Here is a 16,575-nt window from a genome sequence, read left to right on the forward strand (position 1 = left end):
CTCCCTTGCCGGCACCGCCGGGGGCTGCCATATGGGAGCGATTGCAATCCCCTGTGGAGTCGCCGTCCATGATCTCAGCCGTTCGTCTGTCCCGTCGCTCCCTGCTGGCCTCGCTGCTGGCCACCGCCGCCCTGCCGCTGCTGCCGGCCGGCGGGCTGCGCGCCGCCCAGCCGCCGGCCGGGCAGCAGGTGCCGGGCGTCTACCGCACCCGCATCGGCGAGGTGGAGGTGACGGCCATCTCCGACGGCTGGCTGGAACTGGGGCTGGAGCTGTTCCCCGGCGCCGACCCGGCGGCGGTGCGTGCCTTCCAGGAGGCCGCCTTCCTGCCCGGCGGTGCGCTGCGCACCTCGCTCAACACCTACGTGCTGAACCTGGGCGACCGGCTGATCCTGGTGGATGCCGGCGCCGGCGGCGCCTTCGGCCCGACCGCCGGTCATCTCGCCAGCCACCTGGCGGCGGCCGGCATCGACCCGGTGAACATCGACATGGTGGTGCTGACCCACATGCACCCCGACCACATCGGGGGCGTCGTCGGGGCGGAGGGCAAAGCCCTGTTCCCCAACGCCGAACTGCTGGTTCATGCGGCGGAATGGGATTACTGGCACGACGATGCCGCCCGCGCCGCCGTGCCCGACGACATCAAGGCCATGTTCGACGGCATCCGCGAGGCGGCCAAGGTGTTCAGCCGCATGCGCCGGTTCGACGACGGCGCCGAGATCGTGCCCGGCCTGACGGCGGTGCCGCTGCCCGGCCATACGCCCGGCCACACCGGCTTCCGCCTGGCCTCGGGCGGCGAGTCGCTGCTGATCTGGGGGGATGTGGTGCACGCGCCGGTGATGCAGTTCGCCCGCCCCGACTGGGGCATCGCCTTCGACGTCGACCCCGACCAGGCGCGGCAGACGCGGGCGCAGATCCTGGCGCAGGTGGCCGACGAGCGCACCCTGGTCGCCGGCATGCATCTGGACTTCCCCGGCCTCGGCCATGTCACCCGCGGCGGCGAGGCCGATGCCGCCTATACCTTCGTGCCCCTGAAGTGGGAGCACGACCTCAACCCGCGCTGAGGCACCGGTCGGCCGGTGCGGCGGCGGCGGCGGCGAGGCCCGGGCGGGCGCCGCCGCCGGAGCCGGCGGGCAGGGGATGGGCGTGTCTCAAGTCGCAGTGACCGGGAGCCGGTCCCTGCGGCGCCCTCGGGCGCCGGGCAGTGTCCGGTTACTTGCCGGAGCGGGTGATGGTCTTGATGGCGCCGCGCGACTTGCCGGACATGCGCTGGATCTCGCGATCCTGTTCCTCGATCACGGCGCGCGCCGGCTCGTCGCCGTCCAGGCCGCCCAGCAGTTCGGTCGGAACGCGGCGGTTGGAGGTGCGGAAGCCGTCGTCGTAGACGACATCGAACAGCACGTAATCGGCCTCGACGGCTTTCTGTTTCTTCTTTGCCATGGCACAAACTCCTGCGGCCGGACACGGCGTGGCCGCTGCCCGGGTCGGTCGTCTCGGAAGGGGAAAAAGCGAAGGGCGGCCGAAGCCGCCCTTGCCGTTGAAAACCCTTAGAGGGCCTTCAGGTTCACCGCGGAGGTCTTGCCCTTGCGCGGGTCGTTCTGCAGTTCGTAGGACACCTTCTGGCCCTCGTTCAGGGTCGACATGCCCGAACGCTCGACGGCAGAGATGTGCACGAAGACGTCAGCGCCGCCTTCTTCCGGCTGAATGAAGCCATAGCCCTTGGTGCCATTGAACCACTTGACGGTACCGGTAGCCATGATCGGTTCTCCCTTCTGGCTGTTTGCCGCCGGCCGGATTGCCGACGACCGGAAGTCACTCGGGAGACGACCCGGGCGGTGGTGCCGCCGATGGCCGGTAGACCCTAAGCAATTTCGTCCGGGCAAACATGAGGCGAGTGAGCCCGTCTGGCAAGGGGTGTCGGCAACAAATCGGATTTAGGCCTCGCACGTCCGGGCGCGCGACCCGCTGAAAACCTCGTCGAAGGCGGCGCGCAGGGCCATGTCCACCTCGTCCATGGTGGCGGTGATGCCAAGGTCCCACAGCGAGGTGACGCCGTGTTCGCGGATGCCGCAGGGGACGATTCCCTGGAAGTGGGACAGGTCCGGTTCCACGTTCAGGGCGATGCCGTGGAAGGTCACCCACCGCCGCACCCGCACGCCGATGGCGGCGATCTTGTCCTCCCGCCCGTGGCCGCGGTCGACCCAGATGCCGACGCGGCCGGCCCGGCGCTCGCCCTTGACCGTGAACTGGGCCAGGGTGCGGATGATCCATTCCTCCAGGTCATGGACGAAGCAGCGCACGTCCGCCCCGCGCTGCCGCAGGTCCAGCATCACATAGCCGACCCGCTGGCCGGGGCCGTGGTAGGTGTACTGGCCGCCGCGGCCGGTCTGGTAGACGGGGAAGCGGTCGGGCGTCAGCAGGTCGGCGGCATCGGCGCTGGTGCCGGCGGTGTAGAGCGGCGGATGCTCCAGCAGCCACACCAGTTCCGGCGCGCCCTCGTCGCGGATGGCGCGCACGCGGTCTTCCATCACGGCCAGGGCCTCGGGGTAATCGACCGGGGTGTCGCTGATGCGCCATTCGGGTGTCGGCATCTTTTTTGTCCCTGTGTGAAAACATGTCCTTGATTTAGCCGTAGCCGTCTGTTAAGTCACGCTTCCCACACGGCGAGGCGGCCAGCGAAGAGATTTGCAGCCGGTTCGTCAGGGTCTACCAGATGCGGTCGTGGCGGAATTGGTAGACGCGCAGCGTTGAGGTCGCTGTGGCCGAAAGGCCGTGGAAGTTCGAGTCTTCTCGACCGCACCAACACCGAACCGGGGCCTGCCGCGAAAGCGGCGGCCCCGGTCGGCGTTTGCAGGGGTGGAAAAAGCAGCGGCGAAGTGCTTTAACCGGCGGGCCGGAGTGCGTGCACGACGGGCGGCGATGGGCGGCGGCGGCCGCACCGGCATCCCGTCCTGCAGGCGCCCCGGACCGGAAAACCTCACCTCTCGTCCGTAAGGGGATGATCGTGGCGGAAACTCGGGTTCGCAGCCTGCCTCGCGAAGAAACCGGCCTGCCGGAGGAGATCTTCGGCCTTGACCCGGATTTCGTGGCGGAAGTCGACCAGGCCCTGGAAGCGGGCCAGGACGAGATCGTGCGCGAACTGGTGGCGCCGCTCCATTACGCCGATACCGCCGACCTGATCGAAAGCCTGCACGGCGAGCACCGCTCGCGGCTGATCGACCTGCTGCGGCCGGACTTCAACCCGGAAATCCTGCCCGAACTGCCCGACGACATCCGCGACGAGATCATCGAGCGATTCGGCTATGCCGACTTCGCCGCGCTGATCGAGGAACTGGATTCGGACGACGCCGTCTACATCCTCGACCGCCTGGACGATTCCGAACAGGCGCACGTGCTGGCGCGGCTGCCCATCGAAACCCGCACCATCGTCGAGCAGGGCCTCAACTACCCGGAATACTCCGCCGGCCGCCTGATGCAGCGCGAGCTGATGGCGGTGCCCGACTACTGGACGGTGGGCGAGGCCATCGACTACCTGCGCAGCAACGCCGTGCTGCCGGAGGATTTCTACGTCCTCATCATCGTCGATCCGCGCCACCGCCCGGTGGGGGTGGTGCGCCTCAACCGCCTGCTGCGGGCCAAGCGGCCGGTGCGGCTGCGCGACATCATGTCGACGGAGATGGACGTCCTGAAGGTCGACATGGACCAGGAAGACGTCGCCTTCCTGTTCCGCCGCAAGGACCTGCTGGAAGCGCCGGTGACCGACGTGTCCGGCCGGCTGGTCGGCCGCATCACCATCGACGACATCGTCGACGTCATCGACGAGGAGGCGGAGGACGACATGCTGCGCCTCGCCGGCCTGTCGGAAACCAGCATCTACGCCGCCGTGTGGGATACCGCCCGCTCCCGCGTCACTTGGCTGCTGGTGAACATGGGCACCGCCACCCTGGCCGCCGCCGTCATCAGCCTGTTCGAGGCGACCCTCGATCAGCTGGTGGCGCTGGCGGTGCTGATGCCCATCGTCGCCAGCATGGGCGGCAATGCCGGCATGCAGGCGCTGACCTCGGCGGTGCGCGCCCTGGCCATGAAGGAACTCACCTCCTCCAACGCCCGCCGCGTCGCCGGCAAGGAGGTGATGGTGGGGGTGTTCAACGGGTCGTTGTTCGCCGTGCTGGCCGGGGTGATCGCCTGGCTGTTCTTCAGCGACGTGCAGCTGGGCATGGTGATCGGCGCCGCCATGCTCATCAACCTGGTGGTGGCGGCGCTGTTCGGCATCACCATTCCGCTGGTGCTGGAACGCCTGAAGATCGACCCGGCGGCGGCTTCAAGTGTCTTCCTGACAACCGTGACGGATGTGGTAGGCTTCTTCGCCTTCCTGGGGTTGGCTACCATCTTCCTCCTCTGACGGGGCTTGTTGCGGGCCATGTCGTTTCAACGCAGCTATCTCGACCGCCTGCAGCAGGACATCGACCGCTGGATCGCCGCCGGCCATGTGGCGGCCGACCGGCGCGAGCTGCTGCTGGCCGATGCCGCCGCCTGGCAGCCGCCGGCCTCGCGCGCCGGCATGGCGGCCATGCTCACCCTGCTGGGGGCCCTGCTGATGGGCGCCGGCGCCATCGCCTTCGTCGCCGCCAACTGGGCGGAGATGGGGCGGCTGGCGCGGGTGATCCTGCTGTTCGCCAGCATGGGCGGCGCCTTCGGGGCGGCGTGGTGGTTCATGGCGCGGGCGGAGCGGCCGCAGGTGGGGCAGGGGCTCATCCTGCTCGGCGTCATCCTGTTCGGCGCCAGCATCCACCTGATCGCCCAGACCTACCAGATCGAGGCCCATTACCCCAACGGCGTGCTGCTGTGGGCGGCCGGCGCGCTGCTGGCGGCGGCGGTGGTGCCCTCCGCCCCCAGCCTGTGGCTCGGCTTCGCCGTGCTCGGGCTGTGGAGCTGGCAGGAGATGTTCTACGACTCGCTGGCCGTTCATCTGCCCTTCCTGCCGGCCTGGGCGGCGGCGGCGACGGTGGCGGTGGTCCATCGCTGGTGGCCCTGCCTGGCCTTCGGCATCCTGTTGCTGGCCGGCTGGTACGGCCTCACCGGCCTCGCCCTCATGGCCGACCTTGAGTACGAGTCGGTGGAGGTGGCGGCGGTGATGCTGACGGTGCCGCTGGCGCTGTGGGTGCTGGGCGACCGGGTGCCGCATGTGGGCGGCGTGCTGCACGGGCTCGGCGTGGCCGGCAGCGTGCTGGGCGCGGCGGTGGCCCTGCAGCCGGAGGTCGATTACAGCCGCGGCGGCCTCACGCTGGCGGCGGCCGCGGTGGCGGCGGGGGCTGCCGTCGCGGCCTGGGCCTGGGCGCGGCCGTCGCGCCTGCGGCTGGCGCTGGCGGTGGCGGTGGCCCTGGCGGCGCCGCTGCGGGTGCTGGTGGAGGCCTCGCCCCTGGCCGGCGAGGCGGGCGACTGGGTTCTGATGCTCGGCTTCCTGGCGCTGGTGATCGCCCTGGCGGTGCTCGGCGGGCGGGAGGGGAGCGCGGTGACGCGGCGCATCGCCTATGCCGCCTTCGGCCTCCATGTGGTGTTCCTCTACACCGCCGGGCTGGTGTCGCTGCTGTCGCTGTTCGTGGTGTTCACCGTGGTCGGCTCCCTGCTGGTGGTGGCGGCCCTGCGGATGGAGAAGCGGGCATGAGGCCGTCGCTCGGGGTGCGCATCGGCGGCGTCGTCGCCGCGATGCTGGCGGTTCTGGTGGTCATGGTGGTGATGCGCCAGTGGCCGCTGGTGACCGGCCAGGAAGTGGTGCTGCCGACCGAGCCGGTGGACCCGCGCTCGCTGCTGCGCGGCGACTATGTCGACCTGGGCTATGCCGTCTCGCGCCTGAGCGAGGCCACCCTGCCGCTGCCGGAGGTGACCGTCGGCGCCACGGTCTACGTGCCGCTCACCGGGCCTGACGCCGACGGCCACTGGCATCCCGCCGGCGTGATGCTGGTGCCGCCGCTCGGGCCGGTGCCGTTCCTGCGCGGCCGCGTCACCAGCGCCTGGGTGGAGTTGCCGCCGGGCGCCGGGCAGCCGGAGGACGACGACGCTGCCGCGCCGGGGGCCGAAGCCGCAGCAGAAGCCCCGCCCGCCGCCGTCGCCGAGGCCCCCGCCGGCCGTCGCGGTGCCGCCTGCCAGCCGGACAGCTGCCGGGTCATCACCGTGCGCTACGGCATCGAAAGCTACTTCGTGCCGGAAGACACCGGCCGCGACCTGGAAGACCTGGTCCGGGAAGGCGGCCGTCTGGCGGTGGCGGTGGCTGTCGACAGTCGCGGCCGCGCCGTCATCGCCGGGCTGGTGGTGGACGGCGAACGGGTCAGCTGGGAAGGGCTGTTCTAGCCACGGTCGCGGGCCGGTCCGGCCGGCGCAAGACCGCTTGCTTTACGTTTACGTTCACGTAAACTACCCCTATGACCACCGAGCGCACCTATTCCATCAGCGACCTGTCGCGCGAATTCGACGTGACGGCCCGCGCCATCCGGTTCTACGAGGACAAGACCCTCATCGAGCCCATGCGCGAGGGTCAGCGGCGCATTTATACCGCCCGCGACCGGGTGCGCCTGATGCTGATCCTGCGCGGCAAGCGGCTCGGCTTTTCGCTGTCGGAGATCAAGGACATCCTCGATCTCTACGACACCGACATGGGCGAAAGCCGGCAGCTGGAACTGCTGCTGAGCAAGATTGCCGAGCGCCGCGACGCCCTGGCCGCCCACCGCCGCGACATCGACCTGACCCTGGCCGAACTGGACGACCTGGAACGCCAGTGCCGCGGCCACCTGCACGACCGCGCCCGCACCGGCTGAGCCGCCCGCGCACCGCGTCACCGATCCCGGACCGGGGCAGATGCAAACGGGCGCCAGAGGCGCCCGTTTTGTCGTGGTAGTGCCGGCGTGGGTTCGGCCGTGGCTCAATCGAACAGCTTGTCGATCTCGTCCTGGCTGATGCCCTTGTTTTCCAGCGCCGGGCCGTTGAGCAGGCGGCGTTCCTCGTCCTCGTGCACCACGTCTTCGGGGATGATGCTGGCGAAGGTGTCGCGGCCCCAGATCTCGATCATGCGCTCCACGCGCTCCTCGACGAACTTCAGGGTGTTGACCACCTTGGTGATGCGCTGGCCGGTGATGTCCTGGAAGTTGCAGGCTTCGAAGATGTTCAGGATGTGCTCGGAAATCTCTTCCGCCTGATGGCGGATGAAGCCGTCCTGTTCCTGCGCCTGGATGCCGTGGGCCAGGGCGTCGATCTTCTCGGCGGCGTTCAGGATGGAGTCCGTCGCCCCTTCGGTGGAGCCGACCACCGCGTCCAGCTCGCTCGCCACCGCCAGCAGGCGGTCGTGGTCCTTGTCGTTGGACCGCAGGGCGGCGATTTCCTTCTTGGTCTGCTGGATGCAGTTGGCGAGCGCGTGGATCTCCATCTTCAGGAGTTCCACTTCCTGCCGCTGCTTTTCCAGCGCCGACATTTCCTCGCTCTCGCGGGCGAGGCGCTGTTCCATCTTGGCCTGTTCGTGCTCCGGGTCGCCCAGGCGGTCGCGGACGAAGGTGTCGAGCGCCTTCAGCTGTTCGGCCAGCTGGGCGATGCCGGCGGCATCGGCGCCGGCACCACCGCCGCCGGCGGGCAGGGCGGCGACGGCCGTGGCCGCAGCCGCGGCATCGGCGGGGGCGAGGCCGGCCTGCTGCATGCGCCGGAGTTCTGCCGTGAACAGCTTCTTGGTCATCGTGTCACCCGCTATCCCACCGCCGCCGGTCTGCGCCGACTGCCGGTTCAGTTGCTCTTCGCCAGTTGGTCGGCGAAGGAATCCTCGTCGTCGGCGGAGCCGTCCAGGTCGCCCAGGTCGAGGTTCATGGAGGCCAGCAGTTCCTCCGGCGTCAGGGTCAGGTCCTTGACGAACGGCGCGTACTTGCGGTCGACGCCGAGAATGTGGCCGGTCAGCCAGGTCTTCAGGAAGTCCAGCACCTCGGCATCCAGGCTGCTGGCATCGCCGCCGTTGAAGCGGTCGACGATCTGCCGCACCTGGGTGGTCAGCTTCTCGTGCTCGCGCCGGTGGGGCGGCAGCTCGGGATAGCCGGCCTTTTCCATCAGCAGCTCTTCGCGGCCGAAGTGGGTTTCGGTGTATTCGAGGAGGACGTTGAGGACGCTGCCGACGGTGTCGCGGCCGCCGCCTTCCTTCATGGCGTCGTCCAGCTGGTTGATGAGGCTCACCAGCAGCTGGTGATCCGAATCGATCAGCTCGACCCCGACGCTGTAGGAGTCCTGCCAGGTAATCAGCGCCATGCGGCGTTCTCCCTCTCCCCGAACCCGTCGGAGGTTGTGACGCGGACGGTTTCGGCGTGCGCTTCTGTCCCGCCGCAGCCCCCACCGCAGCAGACGCCCCACGAATACACCACACGGCTTGTCGCGGGCAAGGTCTCCCTCCGCCGGAAGTATATTCAGCCTACGCTTTTTTGTCGCCATTGAATAATCGCGGCGGCACACTCCGGGATGAACGTGCGTCGTCGGGTCAGGCGGCGGTGATGGAAGGTGGCGAGTACGGTGGTCAGGCATCATGAGGGCGGAGGCGGACGCTCCGCCGGCGCAGCGGGCGGCGGCGGCGACCCGCGGCTGCTGGACGTGCTGGAGGCGCTGAACGAAGGCGTGGCGCTGTTCGACTCCGCCGACCGGCTGGTCGCCTGCAACGCCCGCTACCGCGCCATCTGCCCGGCGGTGGCCGACCTGCTGGTGCCCGGCACGTCCTTCACCGACCTGCTGACCGCCCTGCGCGACCGCCGCGCCGTGGTCGCCATCAACGGCAGCCGCGACGGCTGGGCCGAGCTGCGCGCCGCCCACCGCCGCGACCCCCAGGTGGCGCTGGAGGTGGAATTCGCCGACGGCCGCTTCGCCCGCGTCACCGAAACCCGCGCCGCCGACGGCTCCATCGTCACCACCGTGCTCGACACCACCCACCTGAAGCAGTGGGAGTTGCGCCTGCGCGCCAGCGAGGCCCGCACCAACACCGCCCGCGCCATGCTCGGCCAGGCGATCGAGAGCATGACCGAAGGCTTCGTCATGTTCGACGCCGAGGACCGGCTGGTGCTGTGCAACGGCCATTACATGAGCCTGTTCCCCGGCATGGAGGACCTGCTGCGGCCGGGCGTGCCGTTCGAGACGGTGATCCGCGAGGCGGTGGGCCGCGGCCTCATCGCCTCCGCCCAGGCCGATCCCGAGGGCTGGATCGCCACCCGCCTGGCCGACCACGCCGCCCCCGCCGCCCCGCGCGAGGTGGAATACGCCGACGGCCGCTGCCTGCTGGTGCGCGAGGCCCGCATGCCCGACGGCGGCATCGTCGGCATCCAGTCCGACATCACCCTGCGCAAGCGGGCGGAACGGGCCCTGGCGGTGTCGGAGGCGCGTCACCGCCAGCTGGTGGAAATGGCGCCCGACTTCATCTGCGTGGTGCTCGACGGGCTGGTGCGGTTCATCAACCCGGCCGGGGCCATGGTGCTGGCGCTGCCGGAGGACGACATCGTCGGCCGCCGCTTCCTCGCCTTCGTCCACCCCGACAGCCGCAACCGGGCGGTGGCCATGCTGGCGGCCGGGCAGACGGCGGGGGAATGGACGCCGCTGGTCCTGCTGCAGCCCGAAGGCGGCACCGCCGAGGTGGAGGCGGCGGTGATGCCGTTCAGCGAGGGCGGCCGCCCCGGCGTCATGCTGGTGGCCCGCGACGTCACCGAAATCCGCCGCTCCAGCCAGGCGGCGCACGACCGCCAGCGGCTGCTGGAAGGCATCATGAACACCGTCGTCGACGGCATCATCACCATCGACGACCGCGGCCGCATCGAAAGCTTCAACCCCGCCGCCGAGCGCATCTTCGGCTACACGGCGGCGGAGGTGGTGGGGCTGAACGTCGCCCGCCTGATGGCCGGCGAGCACGCCGAGCGCCACGATGCCTACATGCAGACCTACGCCAGCACCGGGCGCAAGCGCATCATCGGCATCGGGCGGGAGGAACAGGGGCGCCGCAAGGATGGCAGCGTCTTCCCCATCGAACTGGCGGTGACCGAACTGCACCTCGGCAGCCGCCGCCTGTTCACCGGCGTGGTGCGCGACATCTCCGGCCGCAAGGAGGCGGAGCGGGCGCTGCGGCTGTCGGAGGAACGCTACGCGCTCGCCATCTCCGGCTCCAACGAGGCCATCTGGGACTGGGACGTGGAGACCGACCGCCTGTTCTTCAGCCCCCACATGCGGGAGGTGCTGGGCGTCGATCCGGCCCTGGTGCGGCGGCCCTACGACTGGCGGGCGCTGATCCACCCCGACGACCGCCGCGCCTACGTCAAGGCGCTGGCCGAGCACCTGAAGGGCGGCGCCGGCTCGTTCAACGTGGAATACCGGCTGGTGGGCACCGTCGACGGCCGCACCCGCTGGGTCCGCCACCGCGGCATGGCTCTGCGCCGGCCCGACGGCGAGCCCTACCGCATGGCCGGATCGGTGGGCGACGTGACCCAGCAGCGCGAGGCCGAGGAACTGCTGCTGCGCGCCAAGGAGGAAGCGGAGGTCGCCAACCGCGCCAAGACCGAGTTCCTGGCCAACATGAGCCACGAGCTGCGCACGCCGCTCAACGCCATCATCGGCTTTTCCGAGGTCATCGCCCACGAGATCTTCGGCCAGGTGTCGCCGCCGCAGTACAAGGGCTATGCCGCCAACATCCTGGAAAGCGGCCGCCACCTGCTCGACGTCATCAACGACATCCTCGACGTCTCGCGCATCGAGGCCGGCGAGATGACGCTGCACCCGGAAGTGGTCGACCTGCAGGCGGTGATCGACAGCGCCGTGCGCCTCATCAGCCAGCGCGCCGCCGATGCCGGCCTGACCCTGACGGTGGAAGTGGCGCCCACCCTGCCGCCCATGCTGGGGGAGGCGCGGCGGCTGAAGCAGATCCTCATCAACCTGCTGGCCAATGCGGTGAAGTTCACGCCGGAAGGCGGCAGCGTCACCCTGACCGGCCGCCGCGACCCCGTGGGCGGCGGCATCGTGCTGCGCATCATCGACACCGGCATCGGCATGAAGCAGGAGGACATTCCCCGCGCCCTCAAGCCCTTCCAGCAGGTGGACAGCAGCCTGCAGCGCCGCTACGAGGGCACCGGCCTCGGCCTGCCGCTGACCAATGCCTTCGTCGAGATGCACGGCGGCACCATGACCATCGGCAGCGCGCCGGGCATCGGCACCACCGTCACGCTGCACTTCCCGCCGCGCTGTCTCGCCCCCCTGGCCGGCACCGGTCCGGCGGCGGGCGCCGGCCGGCGCTGAGCCACCATCCGGCCCGGCTGCGCCTCAGCCCACGATGTCGCCGATGCCGGCGAAGCGGTCGCGGCCATGAGGCGCCGTCAGGTCCAGCAGCGGACCCTTGGGGACGATGCCGGTCGGGTTGATGGTGCGGTGGCTGGCGTAGTAGTGCTGCTTGATGTGGTCGAAGTGGACCGTCTCCGCCACGCCCGGCACCTGATACAGCTCCCGCAGGTAACCGGCCATGTGCGGGTAGTCGGCGATGCGGCGCAGGTTGCACTTGAAATGGCCGTGGTACACCGCGTCGAACCGCACCAGGGTGGTGAACAGCCGCCAGTCGGCCTCGGTGATGCGGTCGCCGGCGAGGTAGCGCTGGCGCCCGAGGCGATCCTCCACCCAGTCGAGCGCCGCGAACAGGGCGTCGAAGGCCTCGTCATAGGCCTCCTGGGTGGTGGCGAAGCCGGCCTTGTAGACGCCGTTGTTGATGTCGCCGTAGACCCGTTCGTTCACCGCGTCGATCTCCGCCCGCAGGTCTTCCGGGTAAAGGTCCGGGCCGCTCGCCAGATCGCCGAAGCCGCTGTTGAGCATGCGGACGATCTCGGCGCTTTCGTTGTTGACGATGGCGCGGGTGTGCGTGTCCCACAGCACCGGCACGGTGACGCGGCCGGTGTAGTCGGGGCGGGCCTGCAGATAGACCTCGTACAGATAGCGGCTGCCGGTCAGCGGGTCGCCGCCGTCGGGAAACTCCCAGCCGTTTTCCAGCATCAGCGGCGCCACCACGGAAACGCCGATGGCCTCCGTCAGCCCCTTGAGACGGCGGACGATGAGGGTGCGGTGGGCCCACGGGCAGGCCCACGCGACGAACAGATGATACCGCCCCGCCTCGGCCGGGAACCGCTCGCTGCCGATGCGGTCGCGGAAGGCGCTGTCCTGCCGCTTGAAGCGGCCGCCGGTGGCGTCGGTGTCGTACCAGCGGTCCTGCCACTTGCCGTCGACGAGTAGGCCCATGGAGCGTCTCCCGGTGAGAGGGGGGGATGGGGTGAGTCCGGCCGGGCCGGGCTCAGCCGGCCAGCTTGGCGGCGATGCCGGCCACGTGCTTGCCCTGGTAACGCGCCGCCGCCAGTTCGCGCTCGGTCGGCTGACGGCTGCCGTCGCTGCCGGCGATGGTGCCGGCGCCATAGGGGCTGCCGCCCATGACTTCCTCGGTCTGGGCCAGGCCGGACTCGCCGTAGGGCAGGCCGACCACGACCATACCCTGGTGGAACAGGGTGACGTGGAAGGTGGTGATGGTGGTTTCGTTGCCGCCGCCGGTGCCGGTGGAGGTGAACACGCTGCCGACCTTGCCCACCAGCGCCCCGCGCGCCCACAGGCCGCCGGTCTGGTCCAGGAAGTTGCGCATCTGCGCCGCCATGTTGCCGAAGCGGGTCGGCGTGCCGAAGATGATGGCGTCGTAGTCGGCCAGTTCCTCCGGGGTGGCGAAGGGCGCTTCCTGGTCGGTCTTGGCGTGGATCTTGGCCGCCACCTCGGCCGGCATCAGCTCCGGCACGCGCTTGACCGTCACCTCGGTCCCCGGCACGGCGGCAGCCCCTTCGGCAACCGCCCGCGCCATGGTCTCGACGTGGCCCCAGGTGCTGTAATAGAGCACGAGTACCTTGGTCATCCTTCAGTCTCCCTCATGGGCGAGGCGGCCCCGATGGCATGCCTCGGCTTGCCCGAACAGTTTGGTCGGGAAAGATGCGTGGACAATTGCCGCTTGCGGAATAAAATCGTTTCCGCCAAAGCATCAGTTGGAGGCGCCCCATGGCCGGCGATCCCCTGGAAGGGTACGCGACGTTCGCCGCGGTGGTTGACTGCGGCGGCTTTTCCGCCGCCGCCCTGCGGCTGAAGGTGACCAAGTCGGCGGTCAGCAAGCAGGTGTCGCGGCTGGAGGAACGGCTCGGCGCCCGCCTGCTCAACCGCACCACCCGGCGGCTGTCGCTGACCGAGGCGGGGCAGGCCTTCCACCAGCACTGCCTGCGCATCCTGGCGGAGGCCGAGGACGCCGAACTGGCGGTGAGCCAGCTGCACGCCAGCCCGCGCGGCCTGCTGCGGGTGTCGGCGCCCATGAGCTTCGGCATCACCCATCTGGCGCCGGCCCTGTGCCCGTTCCTGGCCCGCTACCCCGACCTGACGCTGGAGGTGTCCTACGACGACCGGCTGGTGGACGTGCTGGCGGAGGGGGTGGACGTGGTGGTGCGCATCACCCGCCTGGCCGACAGTTCGCTCATCGCCCGCAAGGTGGCGCCGGTGCGGCGGGTGCTGGCGGCAAGCCCGGACTACCTGGAGCGCCGCGGCATGCCCCGCCAGCCCTCCGACCTGGCGGCCCACGACTGCCTGCTCTACACCCTGCAGACCACCGCCAATACCTGGCAGATGGTGCATAAGGACGGTACCCGATCGGATATCTCCATCTCCGGCCGGGTTCGCATGAACAACGGCGATGCCCTGCGCGCCGCCGCCGTCGGCGGCCTCGGCATCCTGTTCAGCCCCACCTTCATCATCGGCGACGATCTGGCCGCCGGACGGCTGGTTCCGGTGCTGCCGGAGTGGGAGGGACCGGAGATCGCCCTCTACGCAGTCTATCCGCCGGGGCGACATTTGTCCGCGAAAGTTCGCGCCTTTGTTGATTATCTGGTGGAGACCTTCGGCCCCGAGCCCTATTGGGACGCCTGCTGGGGACACTGACCCGGCGGCCTTGTCAGCGGGCTGGTGGGCGACCTTCGTCTCTGTCACTATAGCCGGCCGGATAAGGGAGATCCTTTCGTATGTCAGAGGGCGGCGGACGGCGTCGGCTGCGGTCGACATTCGACAGTGACTTCCCCTCCGGCGGCAGCGTTGCCGCGCCGGTCCTCATGTGGCTGTCGCTGGCAGCGATCGCCATCATCCTGGCCGGCATCGTCGGGCATGTGCTGAAGGTGCGGCAGGCGACCTATGACGCCGCCGCCGCCCAGTCGCGGGTGGCGACCGACCTGCTCAGCCAGAACGCCGGCCGCCTGCTCGACAGCGCCGACTTCCTGGTGGAGACGGTGCGGGAGCGGGTTGCCGGCCGTGACTGGGCGGCCATCGCCGCCGACCGCGCCCTGTGGCAGAGCCTGCGCGCCGATGCCGCCCGCTTCGCCCATGTGGATGCGGTGTGGCTCAACGATGCCGACGGGCAGCTGCGGCTGGTCAGCCATGCCTTTCCGGCGCCGTCGTCGGACGCCAGCGACCGCGACTTCTACCGCCATTTCGCCGACAGCGACGACGTCGGCCCCTACGTCAGCAGCCCGCTGGTGGGCCGGGTGACGCAGGTGCCGACCTTCCTGCTCACCCGCCGCATCGCCCCGGCCGACGGCGGCGACATGGCGGGGATCGTCTCGGTGACCCTCGACAGTGCCTTCTTTGCGTCGTTCCTGCAGACCTTCGCGCTGCCCTACAACGCCAGCATGGCGCTGGTCCGCCACCAGGGCGACGTTCTGGTCGCCATGCCGCCGTCCACGGCGGAGGACGTGCGCGACGACGTGCTGGCGGTGGCGGTGCCGGGGGCGGTGCTGGCCCGCATCGACGATGACGAGCAGATCGGCTGGGTGCGGTCGCTGGAGCAGTGGCCGCTCTATGCCGTGGTGCGCTTCGACCGCGCCGCCGTCGACGCCGTGTGGATCGAGGCGGTGACGCCCTATGCGGTCACCGGCGGCCTCGCCCTGCTGTCGCTGATGGTGCTGGCGGCGCTCGCCTATGCGGCGGAGCGGCGGCGGCCGGAGTGACCGCCCCGCCTCAGCGGCAGTGCGCCGCCGGCGCCGGGCAGTCAGACAGGCCGATGGGCGGCCGCTGCGGCAGGTAGGGGGAACGTTCGAGGCCCTGCAACTGCCGCAGGGAGGGCGGCCAGTCGCCGGCGGTTCCGGGCAGCGGCGGGTCGGGCGGCGGCACGTGCTCCGGCCGCCGTGTCCGCTCCGCCGGCAGGGCGAGGGCCGGTGCCGGCACCACCACCGATCGCACTTCGGGCTGAGAGGGCACGCCCCCCGCCGTCGGGCCGGCGGCCGCGGCGCCCGCCGACAGGGGCGGCAGCGGCTGCAGCGGCGGCATGGGATCGACGCAGGCCGCCGTCAGCAGCACGAGGGCCAGGGGCAGCACCGGCACCAGGGCGGGGCGCATGGCCTAGAACACGCGGTCGACGCCGGCCGCCAGCAGCACCGCCATCACCGCCGCCACGGTGACGGCGAAGGCACCGATGGCGAGGCCGACGGCGGTGATCAGGCCGTCATGCTCGATCAGCCCGACGGCGATGACGAAGATGGCGATGGCCGGGAACCAGCCGGTCAGCGGCAGCGGCAGGAACAGCACGAAGGTGATGACCAGCAGCGCCACGCCCACCAGCCGGTCGGGCGGCCGGCGCAGCAGCCGCAGCCAGGACCGGCGGCCGATGCGCTCGATGGGGCGGACGATGGGCTTCAGCTTCACCACGCTGCGGCGCAGGGCGCGGCGGTCCACCGTCGCCACCGCCAGCCGCTGCGGCAGCCACAGCCGGTCGAGCCCCACCACCATCTGCGCCGCCACCAGGAACACCGGCAGCGACGTCGCCATGTTGAAGCCGAGCGGCAGCGGGATCAGGTTCAGCAGCCCGAACACCAGCAGGGCCCAGCCGAAGGAGCGGTCGCCCAGTTCCGCCAGCATGGTGCCGACGGCCACCCGCCCGCCGCGCTCGCCACACCGGACCGCCGACAACAGATGCGGCAGCAGGCGGCGGCGGGGTCTGGCGGGGTCGGCGGGGCTCATCGCGATCCTGGCGGCAGTTGCGGGGCAAGGCGAAAGATCGGGTGGCGGCGGCGGTTCGGCAAGGGCCGTCGTCACAGGGTCAACGACAGGCCGGGCCGCCGGCTGCCGCTGCTCACCGTCTTGTCACCCGTGGGGCCGGCGCGGTCAGTAGTCGTTGACGTCCCCCCGGCCGCCGCGGCGGCTGCGGCGGGCGCCGAACAGGCGGCGGAACACCACCGTCGCCGCCGCCCACAGCACCACGATGATGACCGCCTGCAGGCGCCAGTCGCTCATGGTTTCGGGCGCGATCAGCAGCAGCACGCCGATGGGGGCGATGGCGACCGCCAGGGCGAACAGCAGGAAGGAGCCGACGACCAGGTCGAGGATGCCGACCGCGAAGGCCAGGGCGAACCAGAACCACGGCGACGAGGAGTCGATGAAGCCGCCCAGGTCGCTCATGACCACGGACCCTTGGGCGCCGGCGCGGCCGGCGGTGCGGCCGGCGGCACTGTGGGCGGCAGGCTGCCGGCGGCGGCGGCGGTGGCGGCG

The 16,575-nt window shown here is 70.4% G+C and carries 18 protein-coding genes and 1 tRNA gene; 9 read left to right on the forward strand and 10 right to left on the reverse strand.

Annotation, left to right across the window (positions count from 1 at the left end; genetic code table 11):
- Positions 1 to 68 precede the first annotated feature (68 nt).
- Positions 69 to 1,061: an MBL fold metallo-hydrolase gene (locus ABD056_RS07770; protein ID WP_343865982.1), complete on the forward strand. Its 993-nt coding sequence runs from the start codon at positions 69 to 71 to the stop codon at positions 1,059 to 1,061.
- Positions 1,062 to 1,209: 148 nt separating this feature from the next.
- Here the strand turns inward: ABD056_RS07770 and ABD056_RS07775 are convergent, their stop codons facing one another.
- The 3 genes from ABD056_RS07775 to lipB form a co-directional block, all read right to left on the reverse strand.
- A complete protein-coding gene (locus ABD056_RS07775) occupies positions 1,210 to 1,437 on the reverse strand; it encodes a hypothetical protein (RefSeq protein ID WP_343865983.1) in 228 nt (75 codons plus the stop codon).
- A 107-nt stretch (positions 1,438 to 1,544) separates the two neighbouring features.
- Positions 1,545 to 1,754, reverse strand: coding sequence for a cold-shock protein (locus ABD056_RS07780; RefSeq protein WP_343865984.1), 210 nt, complete (start codon positions 1,752 to 1,754; stop codon positions 1,545 to 1,547).
- Between the two features lie 177 nt (positions 1,755 to 1,931).
- Positions 1,932 to 2,588, reverse strand: coding sequence for a lipoyl(octanoyl) transferase LipB (gene lipB / locus ABD056_RS07785; RefSeq protein WP_343865985.1), 657 nt, complete (start codon positions 2,586 to 2,588; stop codon positions 1,932 to 1,934).
- A gap of 124 nt (positions 2,589 to 2,712) precedes the next feature.
- On the opposite strand from lipB, the gene ABD056_RS07790 reads away from it, so the two are divergent.
- The 5 genes from ABD056_RS07790 (at position 2,713) to ABD056_RS07810 (ending at position 6,809) form a co-directional block, all read left to right on the forward strand.
- Positions 2,713 to 2,799, forward strand: a tRNA-Leu gene (locus ABD056_RS07790).
- A 196-nt stretch (positions 2,800 to 2,995) separates the two neighbouring features.
- Positions 2,996 to 4,399: a magnesium transporter gene (gene mgtE, locus ABD056_RS07795; protein ID WP_425545022.1), complete on the forward strand. Its 1,404-nt coding sequence runs from the start codon at positions 2,996 to 2,998 to the stop codon at positions 4,397 to 4,399.
- Between the two features lie 18 nt (positions 4,400 to 4,417).
- Positions 4,418 to 5,662: a DUF2157 domain-containing protein gene (locus ABD056_RS07800; RefSeq protein WP_343865987.1), complete on the forward strand. Its 1,245-nt coding sequence runs from the start codon at positions 4,418 to 4,420 to the stop codon at positions 5,660 to 5,662.
- Positions 5,659 to 6,345 carry a GDYXXLXY domain-containing protein gene (locus ABD056_RS07805; RefSeq protein ID WP_343865988.1) on the forward strand — a complete coding sequence of 229 codons (687 nt, stop codon included), beginning with the start codon at positions 5,659 to 5,661 and terminating at the stop codon, positions 6,343 to 6,345. The genes ABD056_RS07800 and ABD056_RS07805 overlap by 4 nt, the downstream gene beginning before the upstream one ends.
- A gap of 71 nt (positions 6,346 to 6,416) precedes the next feature.
- Positions 6,417 to 6,809, forward strand: coding sequence for a MerR family transcriptional regulator (locus tag ABD056_RS07810; protein WP_343865989.1), 393 nt, complete (start codon positions 6,417 to 6,419; stop codon positions 6,807 to 6,809).
- A 104-nt stretch (positions 6,810 to 6,913) separates the two neighbouring features.
- On the opposite strand, the gene ABD056_RS07815 is transcribed toward ABD056_RS07810, so the two are convergent.
- Positions 6,914 to 7,714, reverse strand: coding sequence for a protein phosphatase CheZ (locus ABD056_RS07815; protein ID WP_343865990.1), 801 nt, complete (start codon positions 7,712 to 7,714; stop codon positions 6,914 to 6,916).
- Between the two features lie 47 nt (positions 7,715 to 7,761).
- Positions 7,762 to 8,271, reverse strand: coding sequence for a bacteriohemerythrin (locus tag ABD056_RS07820; protein WP_343865991.1), 510 nt, complete (start codon positions 8,269 to 8,271; stop codon positions 7,762 to 7,764).
- Between the two features lie 258 nt (positions 8,272 to 8,529).
- On the opposite strand from ABD056_RS07820, the gene ABD056_RS07825 reads away from it, so the two are divergent.
- A complete protein-coding gene (locus ABD056_RS07825; RefSeq protein ID WP_343865992.1) occupies positions 8,530 to 11,280 on the forward strand; it encodes a PAS domain S-box protein in 2,751 nt (916 codons plus the stop codon).
- 24 nt (positions 11,281 to 11,304) lie between these two features.
- Here the strand turns inward: ABD056_RS07825 and ABD056_RS07830 are convergent, their stop codons facing one another.
- On the reverse strand, positions 11,305 to 12,264 hold the full coding sequence (locus tag ABD056_RS07830; protein WP_343865993.1) for a glutathione S-transferase family protein: 960 nt from the start codon (positions 12,262 to 12,264) through the stop codon (positions 11,305 to 11,307).
- A 52-nt stretch (positions 12,265 to 12,316) separates the two neighbouring features.
- A complete protein-coding gene (gene wrbA, locus ABD056_RS07835; RefSeq protein ID WP_343865994.1) occupies positions 12,317 to 12,916 on the reverse strand; it encodes an NAD(P)H:quinone oxidoreductase in 600 nt (199 codons plus the stop codon).
- 140 nt (positions 12,917 to 13,056) lie between these two features.
- Here wrbA and ABD056_RS07840 point away from each other — a divergent pair, with 140 nt between their 5' ends.
- Together ABD056_RS07840 and ABD056_RS07845 are read left to right on the forward strand one after the other, a co-directional pair.
- On the forward strand, positions 13,057 to 13,980 hold the full coding sequence (locus ABD056_RS07840) for a LysR family transcriptional regulator (RefSeq protein ID WP_343865995.1): 924 nt from the start codon (positions 13,057 to 13,059) through the stop codon (positions 13,978 to 13,980).
- A 167-nt stretch (positions 13,981 to 14,147) separates the two neighbouring features.
- A complete protein-coding gene (locus tag ABD056_RS07845; protein WP_343865996.1) occupies positions 14,148 to 15,038 on the forward strand; it encodes a PDC sensor domain-containing protein in 891 nt (296 codons plus the stop codon).
- Positions 15,039 to 15,048: 10 nt separating this feature from the next.
- Here the strand turns inward: ABD056_RS07845 and ABD056_RS07850 are convergent, their stop codons facing one another.
- The 3 genes from ABD056_RS07850 to ABD056_RS07860 form a co-directional block, all read right to left on the reverse strand.
- Positions 15,049 to 15,426, reverse strand: coding sequence for a hypothetical protein (locus tag ABD056_RS07850; RefSeq protein WP_343865997.1), 378 nt, complete (start codon positions 15,424 to 15,426; stop codon positions 15,049 to 15,051).
- A 3-nt stretch (positions 15,427 to 15,429) separates the two neighbouring features.
- Positions 15,430 to 16,047, reverse strand: coding sequence for an exopolysaccharide biosynthesis protein (locus ABD056_RS07855; RefSeq protein ID WP_343865998.1), 618 nt, complete (start codon positions 16,045 to 16,047; stop codon positions 15,430 to 15,432).
- Positions 16,048 to 16,191: 144 nt separating this feature from the next.
- On the reverse strand, positions 16,192 to 16,575 hold a 384-nt coding region (locus ABD056_RS07860; protein ID WP_343865999.1), incomplete at its 5' end, for a hypothetical protein.

It is taken from the genome of Caenispirillum bisanense, assembly GCF_039523075.1.
GTDB classification, from domain to species: Bacteria; Pseudomonadota; Alphaproteobacteria; order Rhodospirillales; family Rhodospirillaceae; genus Caenispirillum; species Caenispirillum bisanense.